This is a genomic window from Actinomycetota bacterium (genome assembly GCA_041658565.1).
Classification (GTDB): domain Bacteria; phylum Actinomycetota; class AC-67; order AC-67; family AC-67; genus JBAZZY01.
Map to the genome: position 1 here is coordinate 106,975 of JBAZZY010000004.1, position 18,501 is coordinate 125,475.

19 protein-coding genes and 1 riboswitch are annotated in these 18,501 nt (G+C 64.2%); of the genes, 5 read left to right on the top strand and 14 right to left on the bottom strand.

The annotated features are described in order from the left end of the window. Positions 1–23 precede the first annotated feature (23 nt). Entirely contained in the window at positions 24–512 is a 489-nt protein-coding gene (locus WDA27_04435; protein ID MFA5890190.1) for an inorganic diphosphatase, read from the bottom strand. A gap of 323 nt (positions 513–835) precedes the next feature. Between WDA27_04435 and WDA27_04440 the strand changes: the two genes are divergently transcribed. The 4 genes from WDA27_04440 (at position 836) to WDA27_04455 (ending at position 3,714) form a co-directional block, all read left to right on the top strand. Next, positions 836–1,789, top strand: a complete 954-nt coding sequence (locus WDA27_04440; protein MFA5890191.1) for a hypothetical protein — start codon at positions 836–838, stop codon at positions 1,787–1,789. A gap of 47 nt (positions 1,790–1,836) precedes the next feature. Further along, positions 1,837–2,844 (top strand): peptidyl-prolyl cis-trans isomerase, encoded by a 1,008-nt coding sequence (locus tag WDA27_04445; GenBank protein MFA5890192.1) that lies wholly within the window; start codon positions 1,837–1,839, stop codon positions 2,842–2,844. A gap of 65 nt (positions 2,845–2,909) precedes the next feature. Further along, a riboswitch (Fluoride riboswitch) is annotated at positions 2,910–2,974 on the top strand. Between the two features lie 30 nt (positions 2,975–3,004). Further along, on the top strand, positions 3,005–3,376 hold the full coding sequence (crcB, locus tag WDA27_04450) for a fluoride efflux transporter CrcB (GenBank protein ID MFA5890193.1): 372 nt from the start codon (positions 3,005–3,007) through the stop codon (positions 3,374–3,376). Beyond that, on the top strand, positions 3,373–3,714 hold the full coding sequence (locus WDA27_04455) for a DUF190 domain-containing protein (protein ID MFA5890194.1): 342 nt from the start codon (positions 3,373–3,375) through the stop codon (positions 3,712–3,714). Before crcB ends, WDA27_04455 begins: the two co-directional genes overlap by 4 nt. A gap of 9 nt (positions 3,715–3,723) precedes the next feature. Here WDA27_04455 and WDA27_04460 read toward each other — a convergent pair whose 3' ends face one another. From WDA27_04460 to WDA27_04510, 11 genes are read right to left on the bottom strand one after another with little or no spacing between them, the layout of a single operon-like run. After that, entirely contained in the window at positions 3,724–4,362 is a 639-nt protein-coding gene (locus WDA27_04460; GenBank protein ID MFA5890195.1) for an L-threonylcarbamoyladenylate synthase, read from the bottom strand. Further along, the gene (prmC, locus tag WDA27_04465) at positions 4,359–5,219 is read right to left on the bottom strand and encodes a peptide chain release factor N(5)-glutamine methyltransferase (protein ID MFA5890196.1); all 861 of its coding nucleotides are present in this window, start codon (positions 5,217–5,219) and stop codon (positions 4,359–4,361) included. Before prmC ends, WDA27_04460 begins: the two co-directional genes overlap by 4 nt. Continuing rightward, a complete protein-coding gene (gene prfA / locus WDA27_04470) occupies positions 5,216–6,319 on the bottom strand; it encodes a peptide chain release factor 1 (GenBank protein ID MFA5890197.1) in 1,104 nt (367 codons plus the stop codon). The genes prmC and prfA overlap by 4 nt, the downstream gene beginning before the upstream one ends. A 45-nt stretch (positions 6,320–6,364) precedes the next feature. Next, a complete protein-coding gene (locus WDA27_04475) occupies positions 6,365–7,321 on the bottom strand; it encodes a DUF1385 domain-containing protein (GenBank protein ID MFA5890198.1) in 957 nt (318 codons plus the stop codon). After that, on the bottom strand, positions 7,321–7,533 hold the full coding sequence (gene rpmE / locus WDA27_04480; GenBank protein ID MFA5890199.1) for a 50S ribosomal protein L31: 213 nt from the start codon (positions 7,531–7,533) through the stop codon (positions 7,321–7,323). Before rpmE ends, WDA27_04475 begins: the two co-directional genes overlap by 1 nt. Positions 7,534–7,545: 12 nt before the next feature. Continuing rightward, the gene (gene rho, locus WDA27_04485; protein ID MFA5890200.1) at positions 7,546–9,306 is read right to left on the bottom strand and encodes a transcription termination factor Rho; all 1,761 of its coding nucleotides are present in this window, start codon (positions 9,304–9,306) and stop codon (positions 7,546–7,548) included. Positions 9,307–9,309: 3 nt separating this feature from the next. Further along, entirely contained in the window at positions 9,310–9,990 is a 681-nt protein-coding gene (gene fsa, locus WDA27_04490; GenBank protein MFA5890201.1) for a fructose-6-phosphate aldolase, read from the bottom strand. After that, positions 9,987–10,985, bottom strand: a complete 999-nt coding sequence (locus WDA27_04495) for a zeta toxin family protein (GenBank protein ID MFA5890202.1) — start codon at positions 10,983–10,985, stop codon at positions 9,987–9,989. Before WDA27_04495 ends, fsa begins: the two co-directional genes overlap by 4 nt. After that, a complete protein-coding gene (locus tag WDA27_04500; protein MFA5890203.1) occupies positions 10,982–12,301 on the bottom strand; it encodes a 2,3-diphosphoglycerate synthetase in 1,320 nt (439 codons plus the stop codon). The genes WDA27_04495 and WDA27_04500 overlap by 4 nt, the downstream gene beginning before the upstream one ends. Continuing rightward, positions 12,298–13,077, bottom strand: a complete 780-nt coding sequence (locus tag WDA27_04505; GenBank protein ID MFA5890204.1) for a metallophosphoesterase — start codon at positions 13,075–13,077, stop codon at positions 12,298–12,300. The genes WDA27_04500 and WDA27_04505 overlap by 4 nt, the downstream gene beginning before the upstream one ends. Before the next feature lie 8 nt (positions 13,078–13,085). Beyond that, complete coding sequence (locus tag WDA27_04510; protein ID MFA5890205.1) at positions 13,086–15,305, bottom strand: amylo-alpha-1,6-glucosidase; 2,220 nt, start codon at positions 15,303–15,305, stop codon at positions 13,086–13,088. A gap of 142 nt (positions 15,306–15,447) precedes the next feature. Here WDA27_04510 and WDA27_04515 point away from each other — a divergent pair, with 142 nt between their 5' ends. Then, complete coding sequence (locus WDA27_04515) at positions 15,448–16,971, top strand: hypothetical protein (protein MFA5890206.1); 1,524 nt, start codon at positions 15,448–15,450, stop codon at positions 16,969–16,971. Between the two features lie 8 nt (positions 16,972–16,979). On the opposite strand, the gene WDA27_04520 is transcribed toward WDA27_04515, so the two are convergent. Together WDA27_04520 and WDA27_04525 are read right to left on the bottom strand one after the other, a co-directional pair. Next, positions 16,980–17,912 carry a type II secretion system F family protein gene (locus WDA27_04520; protein MFA5890207.1) on the bottom strand — a complete coding sequence of 311 codons (933 nt, stop codon included), beginning with the start codon at positions 17,910–17,912 and terminating at the stop codon, positions 16,980–16,982. A gap of 9 nt (positions 17,913–17,921) precedes the next feature. Then, positions 17,922–18,501 (bottom strand): type II secretion system F family protein (locus WDA27_04525; protein MFA5890208.1); only part of this gene is annotated, 580 nt, incomplete at its 5' end.

Genomic DNA, 18,501 nt, shown 5'->3' on the forward strand with positions numbered 1-18,501 from the left:
TTCCCCTTCGCCTTAGGCGCAGTCTACGAGTGCTCTCGATCAAAGCGCGCGCGCGCATCCTCGACGGCGGCCTCGGCGGCGGCAACGTCCTGCCATCCACGCGTTTCGGTCTGCTTGCCGGGCTCGAGTTCCTTGTAGACGTCGAAGAAGTGACCGATCTCGTCGAGCAGATGCTCGGGCAAGTCCCCAATGTTGCGCCACGACTTCCAGCGCGGGTCGGTCGCAGGGACGCACAGCACCTTGGCGTCGGGACCCTTCTCGTCGCGCATCCAAAAAACGCCCACCGGCCGCACCATCATGTGGCACCCGGGGAAAGTGGGCTCATCGAGCATCACCAGAACGTCGAGCGGATCACCGTCTTCAGCCAGAGTGTTCGGCGCGAAGCCGTAGTCGGCGGGGTACTGGGTCGCAGTGAAGAGCATGCGATCAAGCCACACCGCGCCGGTGGCGTGGTCGATCTCATACTTGTTCCGGGATCCCTTCGGGATCTCCACGACCACCTCGATCTCCACAACAGGGAGTGTACCGACGTCGACGCCCTCTGGATCCCAGACGCTGTCATCTACGCCCTAGGGTCTGCATTAGAAAAAACCGCCGATCTTCGGAGGAAGTATTGCCAAAGAACATCCAGAGGTGGTATAAACACCATTCAAGCGGCGGGAAACCGTCGCTATGGTGCGTTTCACCCAGGCGAAGTTGATGCGCCTGCCCAGAAAAAGACCGTGTTTTTGCTATCCCTCCCCCCCATGCCCGGTTTGTACCATGCCGGTAGGTTGTGAAAAGATTCACAATCTAGACCGCATAGGTAGGAAACCCAATAGGGGGGTAGCCGAACATGAAGTCTCATTCACGGCCACGCACCCGCCTCGCATCCGTGTTCATCGTCGCGCTTTCCGCGCTGGCGATGGTCGCAATGGGAGCGGCGGCGGCGCAGGCCACAGGCACCATCAAGGGTCAGTTCAACCAGAAATACAACACCGGCGGCACTCAGTTGGACTCGTGCTCCACTTGCCACACCGCGTCCGACGACCTGAACCAGTACGGCAAGGACCTCAAAACCGCCGGCCTGGACTTCGTCGCGATCGAGCCGATCGACTCGGACCAGGACGGCTTCACCAACATCGAAGAGATCGAGGCCCGAACGTTCCCCGGGAAGGGCTCGTCCTATCCGCAGCCTCCGCCGGCAGGCACGGCTGAGGGAATCCCCTACCTTGCACAGATCGTCCAGGAGGCCGCAAACGGCCTTCCGGTGATCGGCAGCGGAGTGGGCGGAGAGCAGGGTGGCATCACTCCTGAGGAGCAGTCGGACCAGGCCGGAGAAGAAGTCGAGACGGCCACGAAGGGAACGACCGAGTCCTGCACGAAGTGCCACCCAGAGAAGAAGGGCGAGGAGCACTACTTCAACGTCACTCCGAGCGGCACCGCCGACTGCTGGCTGTGCCACACCAAGCACATCGCATGCACGGCCTGCCACCGCCTCGGTGCAGGCGAAAGCGTGGGGCACATTGTCGCCGAGCGCACAAACGCGTTCACCGGCCAGGACCTCACTCCGGTCAGTGACCAGATCGACGCCGTAATCATCGAGTACGCACCTGAGGTCAACTACGTGATCGCCGATGGCGGTCTGATCCTCAAGGACATGCCCGGCGACGTCTCCGGCGTGGCCGGCATCCTAATGCCGATCATGGAAGGCGAGGGTTCTGCCGGTCCGCTCACCAAGACGATCTGGCGAGTCGATAACACCGCGCACGACCAGCGTCTCTACAAGCGCATCGACGACGCGCAGTAGTTGCCCTTAACAGCCGCTGAGAGGCTGACAACGAAAAGGAAACAGTCATGCGGATGGGCTCCAAGAAACTGCTAATACCGTTGGTAATCGTGCTGGTGGCGGGCGCGTCCCTGCTCGCGGTCCGGGGACGCTCTGCTTCCCCCGTCGCCAGCGTGAACGGCGAGGCTCTTTCGGAGTCCGAACTCTCAGCTCGCATGTCGGAGGCCCAAGGGCGCCTCGCGGGTATGCCCAACTCCTCACCCGCGAGGCGCCAGGTCCTCCTGGAGATGATCCGCTTCGAGGTCATGCGCCAGGAAGCCGAGCGCCTGGGTATCTCCCCGCCGACGACGGATGCCGCGATCGCGGCCGCGAAGTCGAGCATGGGAACCAAGAAGATGGACGAGGCGATGGAGCACTTCGGCTGGGACAAAGGCGCCTTCACCGAGCGCTGGCAAGAGAAGGCGCTCATGGTGGAACTCGTCGAACGGTTCGGCGGAGATCCACTCACTGAAGCTGAACTCAAGGGCTACTACCAGCGCTACAAGCACCTGTTCTCGCATCCCCGGCAAGCGTCCGTGAGGGTGGCTGTTTTCGCGTCCGAGGCGAAAGCCCAAGACGCCGCCGGACGCGTGCGCAACGGTGAGTCATTCGCCGAGGTCGCCAAGGACTCGACCGATAAGCACTCCGCGCAGTCGGGCGGGGCACTCGGCTGGATCGACGTCGAAAAGCTCCCCGCCGAGATCAAGGCGGAATTGAAGACGGCCAAGCCCGGACAACTCCTTGGACCGCTGAAGGGCGACCACGGAACCATGCTGTACGTCTACGACGGCATGCGTCCCGCTGAAGTCGAGCCATACGCGAAGGTCCGCGAGGATTTGCGGCCTTGGGCCGAGAAAGCCGAGAAGACCAAGCGCGTAATCACCTGGCTGAACGGCCTGCTCGACAAGGCCGACATCCGGATCGACCCGGAAACGGGAACCTGGGTGAAGAGCGAGCGCACCATTGCGGCCTCCGGAGCCCCGCACGCAGTCCCCTCGCCAACCACTACCTCAACAGCTGCGGTCACTCCCCGATAGCCCGGCGACATCTCCACGTTCGGCGCGCGCCCTTTCTTGACGCGCGCCGAAGGGGAACCGTATCGTGCGAATCCGGCGATGGAGCTCGCCGTGAACCGCGGCTGCGGCCGCTGATGGCTCCTACCGGGGACGGTGGGAGCCTTTTTCGTTGGAGGTAGGAGTGCGGGCACTGTGGATCGGAATCGCAGGGGCGGCCGGCGCGCTGGCGAGGTACGGAATCGGAGGAGTGATTGCGCGCGCGAATCGAGGCGCGTTCCCCGCGGGCACGTTTGTCGTCAACGTAAGCGGGTGTTTCCTGCTCGGGCTGGTGTTCGTTCTTCTGACCGAAAGGTTCCTCCCTCACCCAACCACGCGTACCGCGCTAACGGTCGGGTTCCTGGGCGCATACACGACCTTCTCGACGTTCTCCCTGGAGACCGTCAGACTGGCAGAAGACGGTGCAGTTCTGCTGGCAGCCGCCAACGTTGCGGGCAGCGTGCTGGCCGGCCTCGTTGCGATCGTCGCGGGAATGTGGATCGGGAGGGCGATATGAGGATCCAAGGACAAGGGAAACTGCTTCGGATCTTCGTCGGTGAATCCGACACGTGGCACGGAACGCCGCTGTATCAGGCGATCGTTCAACGCGTCCGTGAGGAAGGGCTCGCCGGGGCCACGGTCGTGCGCGGAATCGAGGGATTCGGCGCGCACAGTCGGATTCACACGGCGCGCATCTTGCGGCTGTCGGAGGATCTCCCACTTGTCATCGAGATCGTGGACGCCGAAGAGCGCATCATGCGCGTCCTCCCGCTGCTTGACGAGATGATGAGCGAAGGGTTGATCACCCTGGAAGACGTCGAGATCATCGCCTACCGCGCGCCCTCGCCCGGCTAAGGCGAGCGGCTACGCGCGCGCCACGCGACCGCCGGTGACGCGCTCGACGTCGGCAACACTGATGAGCCCCTCGCGAACCACAAGAGGAACCGGACCGCTCACGTCCACGATCGTCGAGCCGACATCCGTTGAGGCCGGTCCCCCATCCACGTACAAGCTCACACCCTCACCGAACTTCGCCGCGATCTCCGCTACCGCGCGCGCGGTGGGCTCTCCGCTCAGGTTCGCGCTCGTGGCTGCGACGGGCCCCACTGCCTCCAGCATCGACAATAGGCCTTCGTGCATCGGCATGCGCAGCGCAATGGTGTCGGACGACTCCCCCAAGTCCCAAGAAAGGCCGGGCGTTTGGGGAAGAATGAGAGTCAGCGCGCCCGGCCAGTACGCAGCGGCCAGATCCTCTGCAGCTGCGGGTACGCTCGCCGCGAGCGCCCATGCCTGACGCGGCCGCGACACGAGCACGGGAAGAGGGAGGGACCGCGGCCGGCGCTTCAAAGCAAAGATGCGCCGGGTTGCCGCAGCGTTGAACGCGTCGGCGGCGATTCCGTAGACGGTGTCGGTCGGAACGACCACGATGTTGCCGGCGCGCAACTCCAGTGCCGCGCGCTGCCACTGCGCGGCACCGTCCCCCAGTGACACGAAGTCGCTCACCACACGCCCGTCCAGCGCGCCTCCACGACGCGCTCACGCCCGGTCAGATCCTTGGTGATGAGCACATCCTCGTACTCGTTGATCGTCAGGAAACGCGCGGTCCGTTCGGCCTGCGAAGAGGCGATTTCCAGCACCAGCCATCCTCCGGGAGCAAGCCAGACGCGCGCCTGCTCGATAACCTCCAGGATGACCTCGAGCCCGGTCGGGCCGGCGATGATCGCCTCCTTCGGCTCCCACTCACGCACTTCCGGCTCGAGGCCGGCCCACTCCGCCTCCGCCACGTACGGCGGGTTCGCGACGACGACATCCACTCCTCCCCCGAGTGCGGGATGCAGGCCGTCGAGCAGATCTCCCGGAAGCAGCGTGCACCGAAGGCCGGTACGAGCGAGGTTGCGCAACGCCCAACCGCGCGCGTGACCCGAGGCCTCGGTCGCAAAGATACGAGCGTTCGGCACTTCGGCGGCCAAAGCGATCCCGATCGCACCACTTCCGGTTCCAACGTCCACGATGGTGGGCTTCGGACCGCGCTCACGCCCTCGCGCGATGGCGCGCGCGACTGTGATCTCAGTCTCCGGCCGCGGAACCAGAACTCCGGGCCCGCACTCCAACTCGAGTCCTCGGAACGAGACGAACCCCGTCACGTACGCCAGAGGCTCACGGCGCGCGCGGCGATCAATCATCTCTAGGAAATGCTTTGAAGCGTCGTCGGAGAAGTCGTCTTGCGCGCGCGCCAACAAAATGCCGCGCGAGACATTCAGCGCGCGCGCAGCGATCCACTCCGCGTCGTGACGCGCGGTTTCGATTCCGGCCTCGACAAGCGTTCGTTGGGCGGTCGCCAGATCCACAGCGATGCTCACGAGGCGGCGGACCTCGCATCGTCGTCGCCGGTGAGTCGATCGGCGCGATCCTTCAACGTGAGCGCGTCGATCAGTTCGTCGAGATCGCCCTCGAGCACCTGGGGCAGCTTGTGCAGCGTCACTCCGACACGGTGGTCGGTGACCCGGTTCTGAGGGAAGTTGTAAGTGCGGATCTTCTCGGACCGTTCGCCGGTGCCGACCTGACCCTTGCGGTCGGCCGCGATCTTGGCCCGCTGCTCCTCTACGGCGCGTTGAAGGAGCCGCGCGCGCAGGATTCGAAGCGCGCGCTCCCTGTTCTGCAACTGCGAGCGCTCTTCCTGACATGCGACGACCTCTCCGGTCGGCAAGTGCGTGATGCGCACCGCAGAGTCGGTGGTATTCACCGACTGCCCGCCGGGTCCGCTGGAGCGGAACACGTCAATCTGCAGATCGGTGGGATTCACCTCGACGTCGACATCTTCGGCTTCGGGCAGCACCGCGACGGTCGCCGTCGACGTGTGAATCCTGCCTTGCGACTCGGTTGCGGGGACACGTTGAACCCGGTGAACGCCGGACTCAAACTTCATGCGGGAGTACGCACCCTTGCCGCGCACGCCGAAGATCACTTCTTTGAACCCACCACTCACGTTGCCCTGCGCCGAGAGAATCTCAATCTTCCATCGACGGGGTTCCGCATATTTCTGGTACATCACGAACAAGTCCCGAGCGAACAAGCCGGCTTCGTCCCCGCCTGCGGCTGCGCGGAGTTCGACGATGACGTCCTTGTCGTCGTTAGGGTCCTTGGGCACCAGCATGTCACGCAACTGGTCCGCGAGCGCGTTAAGGCGGGCTTCGAGGGAGGCGATCTCTCCCCGCAAGAACTCTGCGTCGGACTCACGAGAATCTCGAAGCATTTCGCGCGCGGCCTCTAAGTCCCCCGTCGCGGCTCGATGCTCACGCAGCCCATCTACGATGTCGGCAAGGTCCGAATGCTCCTTGCCGAGCGAGCGCAACAGCGCGGGATCCGAGGCAACCCGCGGATCACTAAGACGCCGCTCGACCTCGCCGAAGCGAGCCTCGACCTCGGACAGCCGCGCGGCAAGACGTTCCTCAAGCCCCATCAGTCACCACCGGCGAGAGTCTACCTTGCGACCGATGCTTGATTCTTACCGGTCAGGGGAAGCGGGGTCACCGTCGTCCAGCGAGTCGCCCGTCACGAGTATCGACGGCAACTCCGCGACGCGCGCGCGCTCCTCGATCGGAAGCACGGCTTCGAAAGAGCGAATCGCAACCTCGATCATGTCGTGAGTCGGCGGGCGCGTGGTGATCTTCTGCAGCCACAGTCCGGGCTTCATCAGCGCGCGCACGATCAGGTTGTCCCCGTGCGCGGCACCGAGGCGCAGCCCCTCGTACGAGATCCCGGCGATAACGAAGATCCCGCCGATGCGCTCGAGAACCTGCAGCCAGATCGCCGGTCGGCCGAAGATGGAGAAGACCACGATGGTCAGCAGCATTGTGATGATGAGGAAGTTCGTCCCGCAGCGAACGTGCAAGGTCGAGTATTTATCGACCACGCCGGGCTCCAACACCGGCTCGTTCGCCTCGTAGGCGGCGATGGTCTTGTGCTCGGCACCGTGGTACTGGAACACCCGGCGGATCTCTTTCACGAACGAGATCAGCACGAGATAGCCGACGAAGATCCCCAGCCGGATCAGGCCCTCCTTGACGTTGAAGGCGAGCGAGTGAGACTTCTTCCCCCCGATGTTGGACAACAGGTTCGGAAGAACGATGAAGATGCCGATGAACGCCGCCATGGCGAACGTCATCGTCATCCCCATCTGCTTCTTCGTGAGTTTCTCGTCCTCGCCGAGCGACTGGTTCGCTGAAATCGTCATAGCGCGCATGCCGATCGACAGCGAATCCGCCATTACCGCGACCCCGCGAACGAACGGCTTGCGGAAGATCGCAAACCGCTGCGCCACCGAACGCACCGGGTGACACTCGACCCAGATGTCCCCGGCCGGACGGCGAACGGCAACAGCCCAGGTATCCCGGCCGCGCATCATCACGCCCTCCAAAAGGGCCTGACCACCGTAGTAGTGCGGCGCCTCGCGTTCGCTCACTACTTGTCGGCCTGGTGCTTGGCGTAGCGACGCTGGAACCGCTCGACGCGACCACCGGTGTCGACCAGCTTCTGCTTGCCGGTGTAAAACGGGTGACACTGCGAGCAAAGCTCGACCTGCATCTCCGCCTTCGTGGAGCGGGTCTCGAACGTGTTTCCGCACGAGCAGCGCACGACCGCCTTCACGTACGCAGGGTGAATATCGGCCTTCACGCTTCATGCCTCCTAGTCGTTGGACTTCATCTTGCTGATTTCTCGAAGGAACTGATCGTTGGACGCCGTCTGCGCCAGCTTGTCGCGCAGCAACTCCATCGCCTGGCCAGCCTGGAGGGCATGCAGCACGCGCCGCAGACGCCAGACGAGCATCAACTCCTCCTTATCGTAAAGCAGTTCTTCCTTTCGGGTACCGGAGGCCTCGACGTCGATGGCCGGGAAGATCCGCTTCTCGGAAAGCTGGCGATCGAGACGGATCTCGGAGTTCCCGGTGCCCTTGAACTCCTCGAAGATCACCTCGTCCATCCGCGAACCGGTCTCGACCAGCGCAGATGCAAGGATCGTGAGCGATCCGCCTTCTTCGATGTTGCGCGCCGCACCGAAGAAGCGCTTCGGTGGATACAACGCGGTGGAGTCCACGCCACCGGACAGAATCCGGCCCGATGTCGGGGCGGCGAGGTTGTAGGCGCGCGCCAGCCGTGTGATCGAGTCCAGCAGAATCACCACGTCTTGCTTGGCCTCCACCAGGCGCTTTGCCCGCTCCAGCACCAACTCGGCGACCTGAGTGTGCTCGTCGGCCGGCCGGTCGAATGTCGAGTAGACGACCTCGGCGGCCTTCACGGTGCGCTGCCAGTCGGTGACCTCCTCGGGACGTTCGTCCACGAGCAGGACGATCAAGTGCACGCCCCTGGTGTTAGCGAGAATCCCGTTGGCTATCTGCTTGAGGATCGTCGTCTTGCCGGCCTTGGGCGGCGACACGATCAGACCGCGCTGCCCTTTGCCTAGCGGAGCGACGAGGTCGATGACCCGCTCGGTGATGGACTGTGGCCCCCATTCCAGGCGGAAACGCTCCTCAGGGAACAATGGGGTCAGGTTCTTGAACTCCGCCCGCTGCCGCGCCTCGTCGGGTGTGCCGCCGGCGACGGTCTCGACACGCAACAACGCGTAGTACTTCTCGTTGTCGCGAGGCGCGCGCACATACCCGGTCACCTCGTCACCGCGACGCAAACCGAAGCGGCGCACCTGCGAAAGCGAAACGTAGATGTCCTGCGAGCCTGGGAGATACCCGGAGGTGCGAAGGAATCCGTACCCCTCCGGCAAAGTGTCGAGAATCCCGGTGCGAAGCTCGCCCTCGCTCGCCGCCTCTTCGGCCGACCACTCGCGTTCAACCGGAAGGCCTCCGCCTCCGCCGCTTCGGCCGCCTTCGCGTCCACCCTGGCCGCCTTGGCCGCCTTGGCCACCTTGGCCACCTTGGCCACCCTGGCCACCCTGGCCGCCCCTGTTGCGACCACGGTCACGGCGGCGCCGACGGTTGCTGTCTCGCCCGCCCGCGTCGAAACGCTGACCCCCGTCGGAACCGGAACGCTGCGGCTGGGGCTGTCTCTGCTGCGGCTGCCCCTGCGGTCGCGCGGGAGGCTGGGACTGCGCGGAAGGCTGGGACTGCGCGGCAGGAGCGGGCTGCCGCGCGGGCTGCTCGCTCGACTTGGAAGGCGAGGTCTCTGGCTGCTGCGTCGGCGCGGACGGCGCTTCAGCCGAGGACTTCGGAGCCTCCGGTGTCACCGGAGCGACCGACGTCTCCGATGCGCCGTTCGACGCCTTGACCGGGGGGCGCTTCGCAGGTTTGGTCCCAGCGCCGCCATTCTCCTTCTCGCGAATCGCGCCGATCAGATCCGCCTTGCGAAGCCCCTTGGTTCCGGACAGGCCGACGGACTCCGCAATTCGCTGCAGTTCCGACAGCAGTTTGCCTTCAAGCTCTCCACGTACGGATGCCACTGGTCACACCCTCTCGTCGGAACCGGCGATGGTCCCGAGCGCTCGCTGATACGCATCCCAGTCCTCCAGGAAACGCTGAAGGCCGATGTCGGTGAGCGGGTGCTTGACCAACGCCCGGAACACCGAAACCGGCATGGTCGCCACGTCCGCGCCGACCTTTGCCGCATCGACCACGTGCTGGGGCGAGCGAAGGCTCGCAGCCAGCACGAAAGTTCTGTAGCCCTGTGTTCTGTATATGTCGACGATCTCCTCCACGAGGTTTATCCCATCGTTTCCGATATCGTCCACGCGGCCCAGAAACGGGCTTATGTAGGTCGCTCCGGCCTCCGCCGCCAGAATCGCCTGGGTCGCCGAGAAGCACAGGGTCATGTTGGTCTTGATCCCACGCCGAGTCAGTTCCGCCACAGCGGCGTACCCCTCCGCGAGCACCGGAACCTTGATCACCAGATTCGGTGCAAGTTCGACCAACCGCAGGGCCTCTTCGATCATGCCGTCGTAGACGGTCGAGATGACCTCGCCGCATACGGGACCATCGACCTCGGCTGCGATCTCCTTCAAGCGCTGCTCGAAGGCGACTCCCTCCCTAGCGGCCAGGGTGGGGTTCGTGGTGACACCGGCGAGGACGCCCCAACGGTTGATCTCGCGAATGTCGTCGATGTTGGCAGTGTCCAGCCAGAGCTTCATTCTGATCCTCCCCGAATCGCTATTGCGGGATCCCCTTGATCCTGCGCTCCGGCCCCGGCGGCCTCAACAGCTCGATTCACGACGTGGTCGATGACCGAGGCGAGGCAGGCGTCGAGGTTGTAGTTCGAGATGATGGGCACGCCGTTTTGGAGCGCGAGCGACTTGATGTACTTCTGAATCTTACGGATGTTCTCGAAGTGAGCAAGATAGCGCTCGACGGGGCGCGCGCGAGTTTCCTGGGCCCGCATGTGGAAATGACTGCGGTGCAGCGACTCATCCTCCACCTGCAGCACGAGCGGGACGACAACGGCCGATCCTAGAAACTCGGTGAAATCGATGAACCCGGGGGCCAGGTGCGCCCCCTCGACGATCACGTCGGTCCCCTCTCGGACCGCCCGGTCGACGAGCGCCTTCACTCCGACCGACACTGCCGCAACCTGGTCGCGAAACCCTGAAAGGATTGCTTCGTCCGCGCGCGCTCCCTTGCCGCGCGCCACATGGCCGGCATCAAACGAAGACACATGCAAGAACGGCATGAATTCGTAGGAGAACACGCTCTTCATCACTTCGCGAACGGCGTCGGTCGAGATGACGCGGACGATTCCAAGGCGGGCAGCGAGTTGGGTGGCGATTGTGGACTTACCGGCGCCGGTCCCGCCGCCGATCAAGATGATCAGAGGAACGTCCAAGCTGCTCGCGAAAACCCACTTCCGGTACGCGTCGGCATAACGATCTCCCGCCTCTTCCCGAATCACCTCTATCGTTATCCGACGCAATTCCTCAGCTTCAATATCGGACCTGCCGAGCGCGCGCAAACGCTCCTCTACAACTTCGGCAATGCGGTACGCGCGAACCGGACTCAGGCCCGAAGCAACCACGGTATTCGCGGTGAGCCCCTTCGAATACGGAAGCCCGTACTCGCCGTCGTGAACCACCGTGCCGCGCGAAGCCTCGGGCGTCCCACCGGATCCGGACGTGCCCTGCGCTGCGCTCACCCGCGGACCCCGGCGCGCGCCAGGACCGCGTCGAACGCCGCGGCCAGGTCCCCGTCGACGGCAACGGGGATGTTGTCGGCGAAGACGACCTCGGCTCCGGACGCGACCGCGGCGCGCGCGGCTACATCTACCGCAGCAGCCTTCAACTCAGTAAGCAGCACTTCGTATGTCCCCTCTGCTCGCCTGAGGTCCTCGGAAAGACGGGAACGATCGGCGAGCCGGTGTGTGGTTCCAACCACTTCGGCTCCGTGCACCTGTTCGAGGTGCCGAATGAGTACCGGCCCGGCATGTTCGGGAGCGGTGGTTGCGAAGAGGATCCTCTTCCCGCGCACAGACCCAACGGGAGCCGGGCGGAACACCGTCCGGACGACGGAAACGCCGGCCGCGAACTCGGAAACTGAGGAAGTGAGAGCGGAGAGCGTTTCGCTCGAGTGGAGTGGTTCCTCAGCCATTGTAACCACGACCAGATCGGCGATCAACAGGCGGAATGGGCCAAGCCCCACGGTCAGGTCGCCCGGCGGCGCCGGCCCTGCGACCAGAAGGGTCGCCCCGGCGCGCGCTGGGGGAATGGCGGTTCCCGATCCTTCCAGGATGATCACGTCGGGACTCATGGCATCGGCGATCTCGACGGCGCGCGCCACGGTGTCGTAGACAGTTCCGCCGGCCAGTCCTGCCCCAGCGCGGCGCGCGCCGACCGTCGCGACACCTGCGACGACCGCGTCCTCGTAAGTGTCGCTCGCGGCGTGCTCGCCCCGCTCGGCGAGCACGATGAGGTCGAACACCGAGGGCCGGGCGAGATCACCGCGCGTCACGATCGGTTCCGCTGGACCACCCCGGCCCATCGCCACGATCACCGGACGCAGTCCTCGGGCGACGGCGTGACGAGCCAACGCGGCGGACATCGCCGTCTTGCCGGTGCGCTTTCCGGTTCCGATCACCGCGACCACCGGGCGCGCCGTCAGCGGCGGACGCGGCGGCGGGTCAAACCGGAAGTCGGCTCCCACATACGGCACCCCACGCGCCAAAGAGATCGAAGCAAGCACGAACCGCCCCCGGGTATCGACAACGGGAGCGTCGGATACGTCGAGGACCACCTCGGGACGGTAAGAATCCAGTGCATCGGCGAGCGACTCGCGCTGTGACGGACCACCCACCACCGGCACGCTCCCCAAATCCAGCGGCGCGCGCAGTTTCTCTCCGCCCCCGAGATTGACCGCCGCAACGATCTCGAAGCCGCGCGCGCGCAAGGACTCGAGTGCATCCATTGTGACGGGCGGGTAGTGCTCGCCGTCGACCAGAACGAGCGCGCGCGTCACGCCGGCGACGTCTCCGACAACGACTCCAACTCGCGGTGGTGCTGCTCGCCGGTCACAACGTTGAAATGAGCAAGCAACGTATCCGGCCCGAACGGGTGCTTCTGGTGAATCTTGACCGTGTCCTCGACGTATTCGATGACATTGTAGGCAGGACGCGTGTGTCCGCGCAGACGCAGACTCGAGCACGTCCCCGCGTTCGACACGTACAGCGATTCCAAACGCCACACGTAGGGAACATGCTTGTGCCCGGTGAGCGCGAGGTTGACGCCGCTACGGATGAGAACCTCGAGCAGATCACCGGCATCGGCTACCGTAGATCGTTCTCGCCCGGTTCCAGGGACCGGCAGCAGGTGATGATGGTGAGCGTAGATGCGGAACCGGGCCGGCGCTGAGAACTGCTCGACTATCCAAGGGTATCGTTCACGCCCCACTTGACCCTCGGCAAGGTCGGGTTCGCTCGAATCCACGCCGACGACGATTACGCCTTCCGGCAATTCCCGCCGCCAATGCCTCGGGCCGATCAAATCCTCGAAGTGCACGTACCCCACGTTCTTGGCGTCGTGATTCCCCGGAACCGCGACAACAGGACTGTCGAATTGCGCAAGATACGCCGCGGCCGTCTTGTACTCCCCGCGAAGTCCCTCGTTGGTGACATCGCCGGTATGGACAATCAGGTCCGGCTTCAACTCGTTCACCTCAGCGATGACACGGTTCATCAAGTTGGGAACGAAATGCGGCGAGCCGACATGGGAGTCACTGATGTGCGCGATCGTCACCAATGGCCTCACTCCTCCATGACGACGCGCAACGAACCGAGCTTGGACAGCAACGAAAACGATGTCGTTTCGCCCTCACGGCGGAAGATCAGCGATATGAGCGCGTCGCCGACGCGCAGGTTCCGCAACTCCACCCAGTTCAACCACGGAGGCAGCATCGGGGAGTTGATGGTAAGCAAGTTGTTGGGTGCCTGTGCGGACAGCCCCAGCATCGACTGAAGAAGAAGGAACGGCGATCCGGCAGCCCACGCCTGCGGTGAACACGCGACCGGATAGGCGACGGGCTGGTTCGGAGTCCGCCGCGTGAAGCCGCAGAACAACTCGGGAAGCCGCATGTACTCAACCAGCACGGCCGCGTCGAAGATCGCGGTCGAAATGCGGTTGGTCTGCTTGTGATAGCCGTAACGCTTCAGTCCAGCGGCAATCAGAGCGTTGTCGTGCGGCCAGACCGAGCCGTTGTGATAGCTCATCGGGTTGTACCCGGGATCCGACTTGCTCAGCGTCCGAATTCCCCAACCCGTGAACATGTCGGGCTGAAGCAAGCGTTTGGCAACCTCGGCAGCCTTGTCCGCATCGAGAATGTGGCAGTACAGACCATGCGCCGGGTTCGACGTCACCGCTCCGACAGGGCGCTTGTCTCCGTCCAGAGCCAGCGCGTAATACTGCTCCTCAGGATTCCAGAACACCTTGTTGAATCTTGCCTTCAGCTCGAGGGCTTGCGCGCGCAACGCTGCGGCATCCGCATCGCGACCGAGGGCTTCGTACACATCGGCAATCCGATGCTTCGCCAGATGCACGTATGCCTGCACTTCGGCAAGAGCGATCGGCCCTTTAGCGACCGCACCATCCGCGTGAAGAACCGCGTCCCAGGAGTCCTTCCACCCTTGGTTGTCCAGGCCTCGGGAGGATCGCTTCTGGTACTCCACGAAACCATCGCCGTCGGCGTCTCCATACTCGTCGATCCACCGCAACGCCCGCTCGACGTGGGGCATCATCTCTGCGGCGAACGCGCGATCGTTCGTCCACTTGAAGTAAGTCCCGAACAACATCAAGAACAGAGGGGTCGAATCAATCGACCCGTAGTAGGGCGTGTGTGGAACAACACCGGCGTTGGCAAGAGCACCGGTTCGGATCTCGTGCAAGATGCGGCCGGGCTCTTCGTCGCGCCACTCGTCCACCCGATCGCCTTGGAAGCGCGCAAGCAGCCGCAAGGTGTCGCGCGCGGGAGTTGTGTTCAGCATCAGGATCTGGTGTGCGGTGATGACCGAGTCGCGCCCGAATGCCGCGACGTACCACGGAATGCCTGCGGCGATGTACCGTCCGTCGGGGGTTTCAGTCAACAACGCTCTTAAGTCGCGCCGACCCCGCTGCAGCAACGTGTTAAACAGTTCGTTGTCGGTGTGGATCGTCGTGCATTCGTGGTCCCAGGCGTCGTAGGAGCGTCGAAGCTCATGCACCGCGACGTCAAACATCAGCGGCTCAGGCTCGACATCGCCGACGAGCGGCTCGACCGTGAACGTAAGTTGACGCGACTGTCCCCCAACAAGGTCGACCTTGAATGCCACTTCGGCGGTACCCACTCCGATATCTACCGATTCGGGCTCCACGCCGAAGTCGATGCGCGTACGACGGAATTCCCCGTCCACGCCGAGGTGACCCAGCGTAAGCACGCAGCCCTCTATGCGCGGCTTGAAGAACGTCCCGCTGCGCTCGGTGACGTGCCCGCGTACGTGGAAGATGTCCGCGAAGTCGGATCCGAAGCGGAAGGTCACCGGGATTCGAACACGCTGCGAACTGTAGTTCTTGAAGCGAATCCGTTCGAAGAGCCGGTCCTTGATGACGCGCGTGCGACGGATGTTCAGCGTCTGAGCCGCAACGACCGACTCCCCCAGGTCGAGATCGGGGTTGGTCAGATCAACATAGGACATGTATGCGCGCTCGGCGCTGGACGACAGCAGAATCGGCGAATGTCCGCCGATCTCCATTTCGTACTGCGACAGAAACCGCGTGTCGCGGAAGTACAGCCCCATCCCGAGTTCGCCGCCGCACAAGTTTCCCTCGTGGTCGGCGTACAAGAACATGTCTCCCTCTTTGGTCGCCAGCAGGGACAGGGTCTGGTCGGTAAGAACGAAGGTCGTTTGCTCGTTGAACAGCCGCGTCGCTTCGAGGTCAACCTCAAAGCCGTCGGGAACGCTGGACATAGGGTCGATCGACGCGGTTCGTGCCACGGGACAAGATCTCCGAGAAAGGACGGCGCCGGCGCGCCGCTTCGGACTGCTTGCGTTCAGTCTAGGCTAGGGCCGATCACCACTCAACGAAGCGGGAGAATAAGTCCCGGACTGCCCGAACCCCTCGTATGCTGTCAACGCGATGACCTCCAAATGGGGCGAAACGGTGACGCAGAGACGGCGCGCGCTCACGAGACGCGCACTGCGGTGTCTTACTCCCGCGGGCGTCGCTGGGGCTGCCGTCCTGCTCGGCATCGCGCTCAAGGGAATGTCCCTGCGCCTGGGCGACCCGGATCTGTGGTGGCACCTCAAGACAGGACAGATCATCGCTTCGCGGCACGCGATCCCCCCGGTGGATCTGTTCTCGTTCACGCGAGCCGGGGACCCCTGGGTGGTGCAGGAGTGGGGATCCGAGGTTCTCATGCACGGGATCAACGCAGTATTCGGACTGCGGGGCATCGTCGCCTGGCGAGGAATCATGCTTGTGCTGATCTACGCCCTTGTAGCGCGCTTGATCCTGCGGGAGACGGGACGAACTCTCGGCGGGTGGGCGCTGGTCGCTCTCGCGGCCTTCGCGGGGAGCACGAGCTGGACGGAGCGTCCCAACTTGTTCTCGTTCTTGCTCTTCGTCGTCGTGTTGACGCTGGCGCGCGCCCGCAACCGACAGCTCTGGTGGATCGTCCCCATCTGTGCGCTCTGGGCGAACCTGCACGGGATGGTGCTGCTTGGGCTTGGACTGGTGACACTCCTCGCCCTCGCAGAAACAGGCAAGGCAATCGTTCGATTCCCCGGATCCGACGCTCGATGGGCCGCGCGACTGGGACTGGTGGCCGGCGCATCTACAATCGCGTCGTTCGTCAACCCCTACGGTCCGGGATTGCACGTGCACGCCCTTCGACTCGTTCGAACGGTATCGCCGGTAGTCACCGAATGGGCTTCGCCGGACTTCCACGACGCAGGGGCCGCGCTATTCCTCGCCCTCCTCCTGATTTCCGTCGCATCGCTTGCGCTATCGCCGAAGCCGGCCGACCCCACCGACGTCGCGCTCATGACGGCATTCACCACCCTCGGCCTGATGGCGGTGCGCAACCTCCCGGTGGCAAGCATCGTCCTAGGCGTGGTCGCCGCACGCCACGTCTCAGGCGCTCTGACTCACGTCTTTGCCGGCGCGCGCCAAAAGGCGCGCGCCGCATCCGAGCCGGCGCCCACGCTCGCGGCAGCGTCCTTAGTACTCGTCGCGGCGGTATTCGGAACGCTAATCTTTCGGTCCTTCCCGTGGCGCGATCCGGTCGCCCCGACGTATCCGGTCGCGGCACTAGACACGATGGCCGGCCCGGACGTCCGGTTGTTCACGCGCGACGCGTGGGCCGGATTCGCGCTCTACCGGCGCTGGCCCGACGTGCGCGTGGACGTGGACACCCGAGTCGACTTCTTCGGCCTCACCGTCGTCAACCGGCACCGGCGCGCGATCGCCGGACTGCGTGGATGGGAATGGACGCTGCGCGACCTCTGCGTGACCCACGTGCTGATTGCCGACACCGACGGCCTCGCCGGGGAGATCGCAGGCGACCGCTCGTGGACCCTGGCCAACGACGAGCGCCTCGGCGACGGACATCGCGCACTGCTCTACGTCCCGGCACGCACGCCGACGCATTGCCCGGCGTGAGACCCGGCTCACCGCGCAATTATGCTGCGGTAAATCGTGATCATCGCCGGTCCGAGCAGCACCACGAACAACGATGGGAAGATGCACAGAATCAGTGGGAAGATAATCTTCACCTGAAGTTTCTGTGCACGCTCTTCCGCCTGCTGCCGGCGGCGCACGCGCATCTCATGGGCCTGCGTCTGCAGCACCTTCGCGATCGAGATGCCGAACACATCCGCTTGGATCATCGACAGCACGAAGGACTTCAGTTCCTCAACGGCCGTGCGCTCGCCAAGATCCCGCAACGCGTCGGCCCTGCTCTTGCCGATCTGCATCTCCTGCAGCACGCGATGCAATTCCGCGGCCAACGGCCCGCCCGACTGACGAGCGACGCGCGCAACCGCTGCATCAAACGCAAGTCCCGCCTCGACCGTGATCGAGAGCAAGTCCAGGGCGTCGGGCAACGCACGGCGGATCAGGAACTGGCGCTTCCCGGAGCGGCTGCGCAGCACCCACTCCGGCGCGTAGTACCCGATAAGCCCCGCGGACCCGGCGAGCACGAACATCTGCAACCCCACGAGGCCGCCCAGGCGCCCGAAACCGATCGCCGCAGCAGGGCCGATCGCGGTCCCGAGGAACTTCAGGGCCATGACGCGTTCGGCATCCCAGTTCGCGGGACTCCCCGCGTAGACCAACTCGCGGTCCAAACGTTGCAGCACGTTGGCCGGCGTGAACCGCCGGCTCAATCCTGCAAGACGTCTAAGCGCGGGCAGGCCGACGCGCATGGTGAAGGGAAGGGCCAGCTCGCGGCGACGCAAGTCAGCAGCCGTCATCTCGATCGTGTCCACTCCGCGCAGGGTGCGGAACACGGCCCGCCTGTCGAGGGCAAGATCCTGCAGGGCGACGAGCGCGAGCACCGCCGCACCGAAGAACGCCAGAACCCCCAGCACGCTCAAGCTCATCGTCTCCTCCTACACATCGATATTCACGATCTTGCGCATCCAGGCGATGCCGACACCCATCATCACGAGCGCCCCCGCGATCATCACGCGACCGATCGGCTCAATTACCAGAGCGGTGATGTATCCGGGGTTTACCAACGAGATGTACCCGGCAAGAAGGAACGGCAGAACGGTCAGGATCGACGCCGACAACCGACCTTCCGCGGACAGCACCTTGATCTGACGTCGAACTTGTTCGCGCTCGCGGAGGGTCCCGGCGACCGTCTGCAACAGCACTGCGAGATTCCCGCCCACCTGCCGCTGAATGTTGATCGCCAGGACAACCCAGCGGAAGTCGTCGCTGTCGAGCCGGTCGGCCATCGCCTTGAGCGCTTCGTCGACGGGACTCCCCAAACGCGTCTCGGTAAGGACTCGCCCGAATTCAGATGAGGTCGGCGGAGAGCTTTCCTGCACCAAGGTGTCGAGGCCCTGCATGAAGCCGTACCCGGCCTGCAGCGAACCGGCAAGCAGTTGCAACGTGTCGGGCAACTGGGCGAGGAACAGGCTGCGGCGGCGCTCGATCTTCCGAGCCAGGACCATCCGAAACACC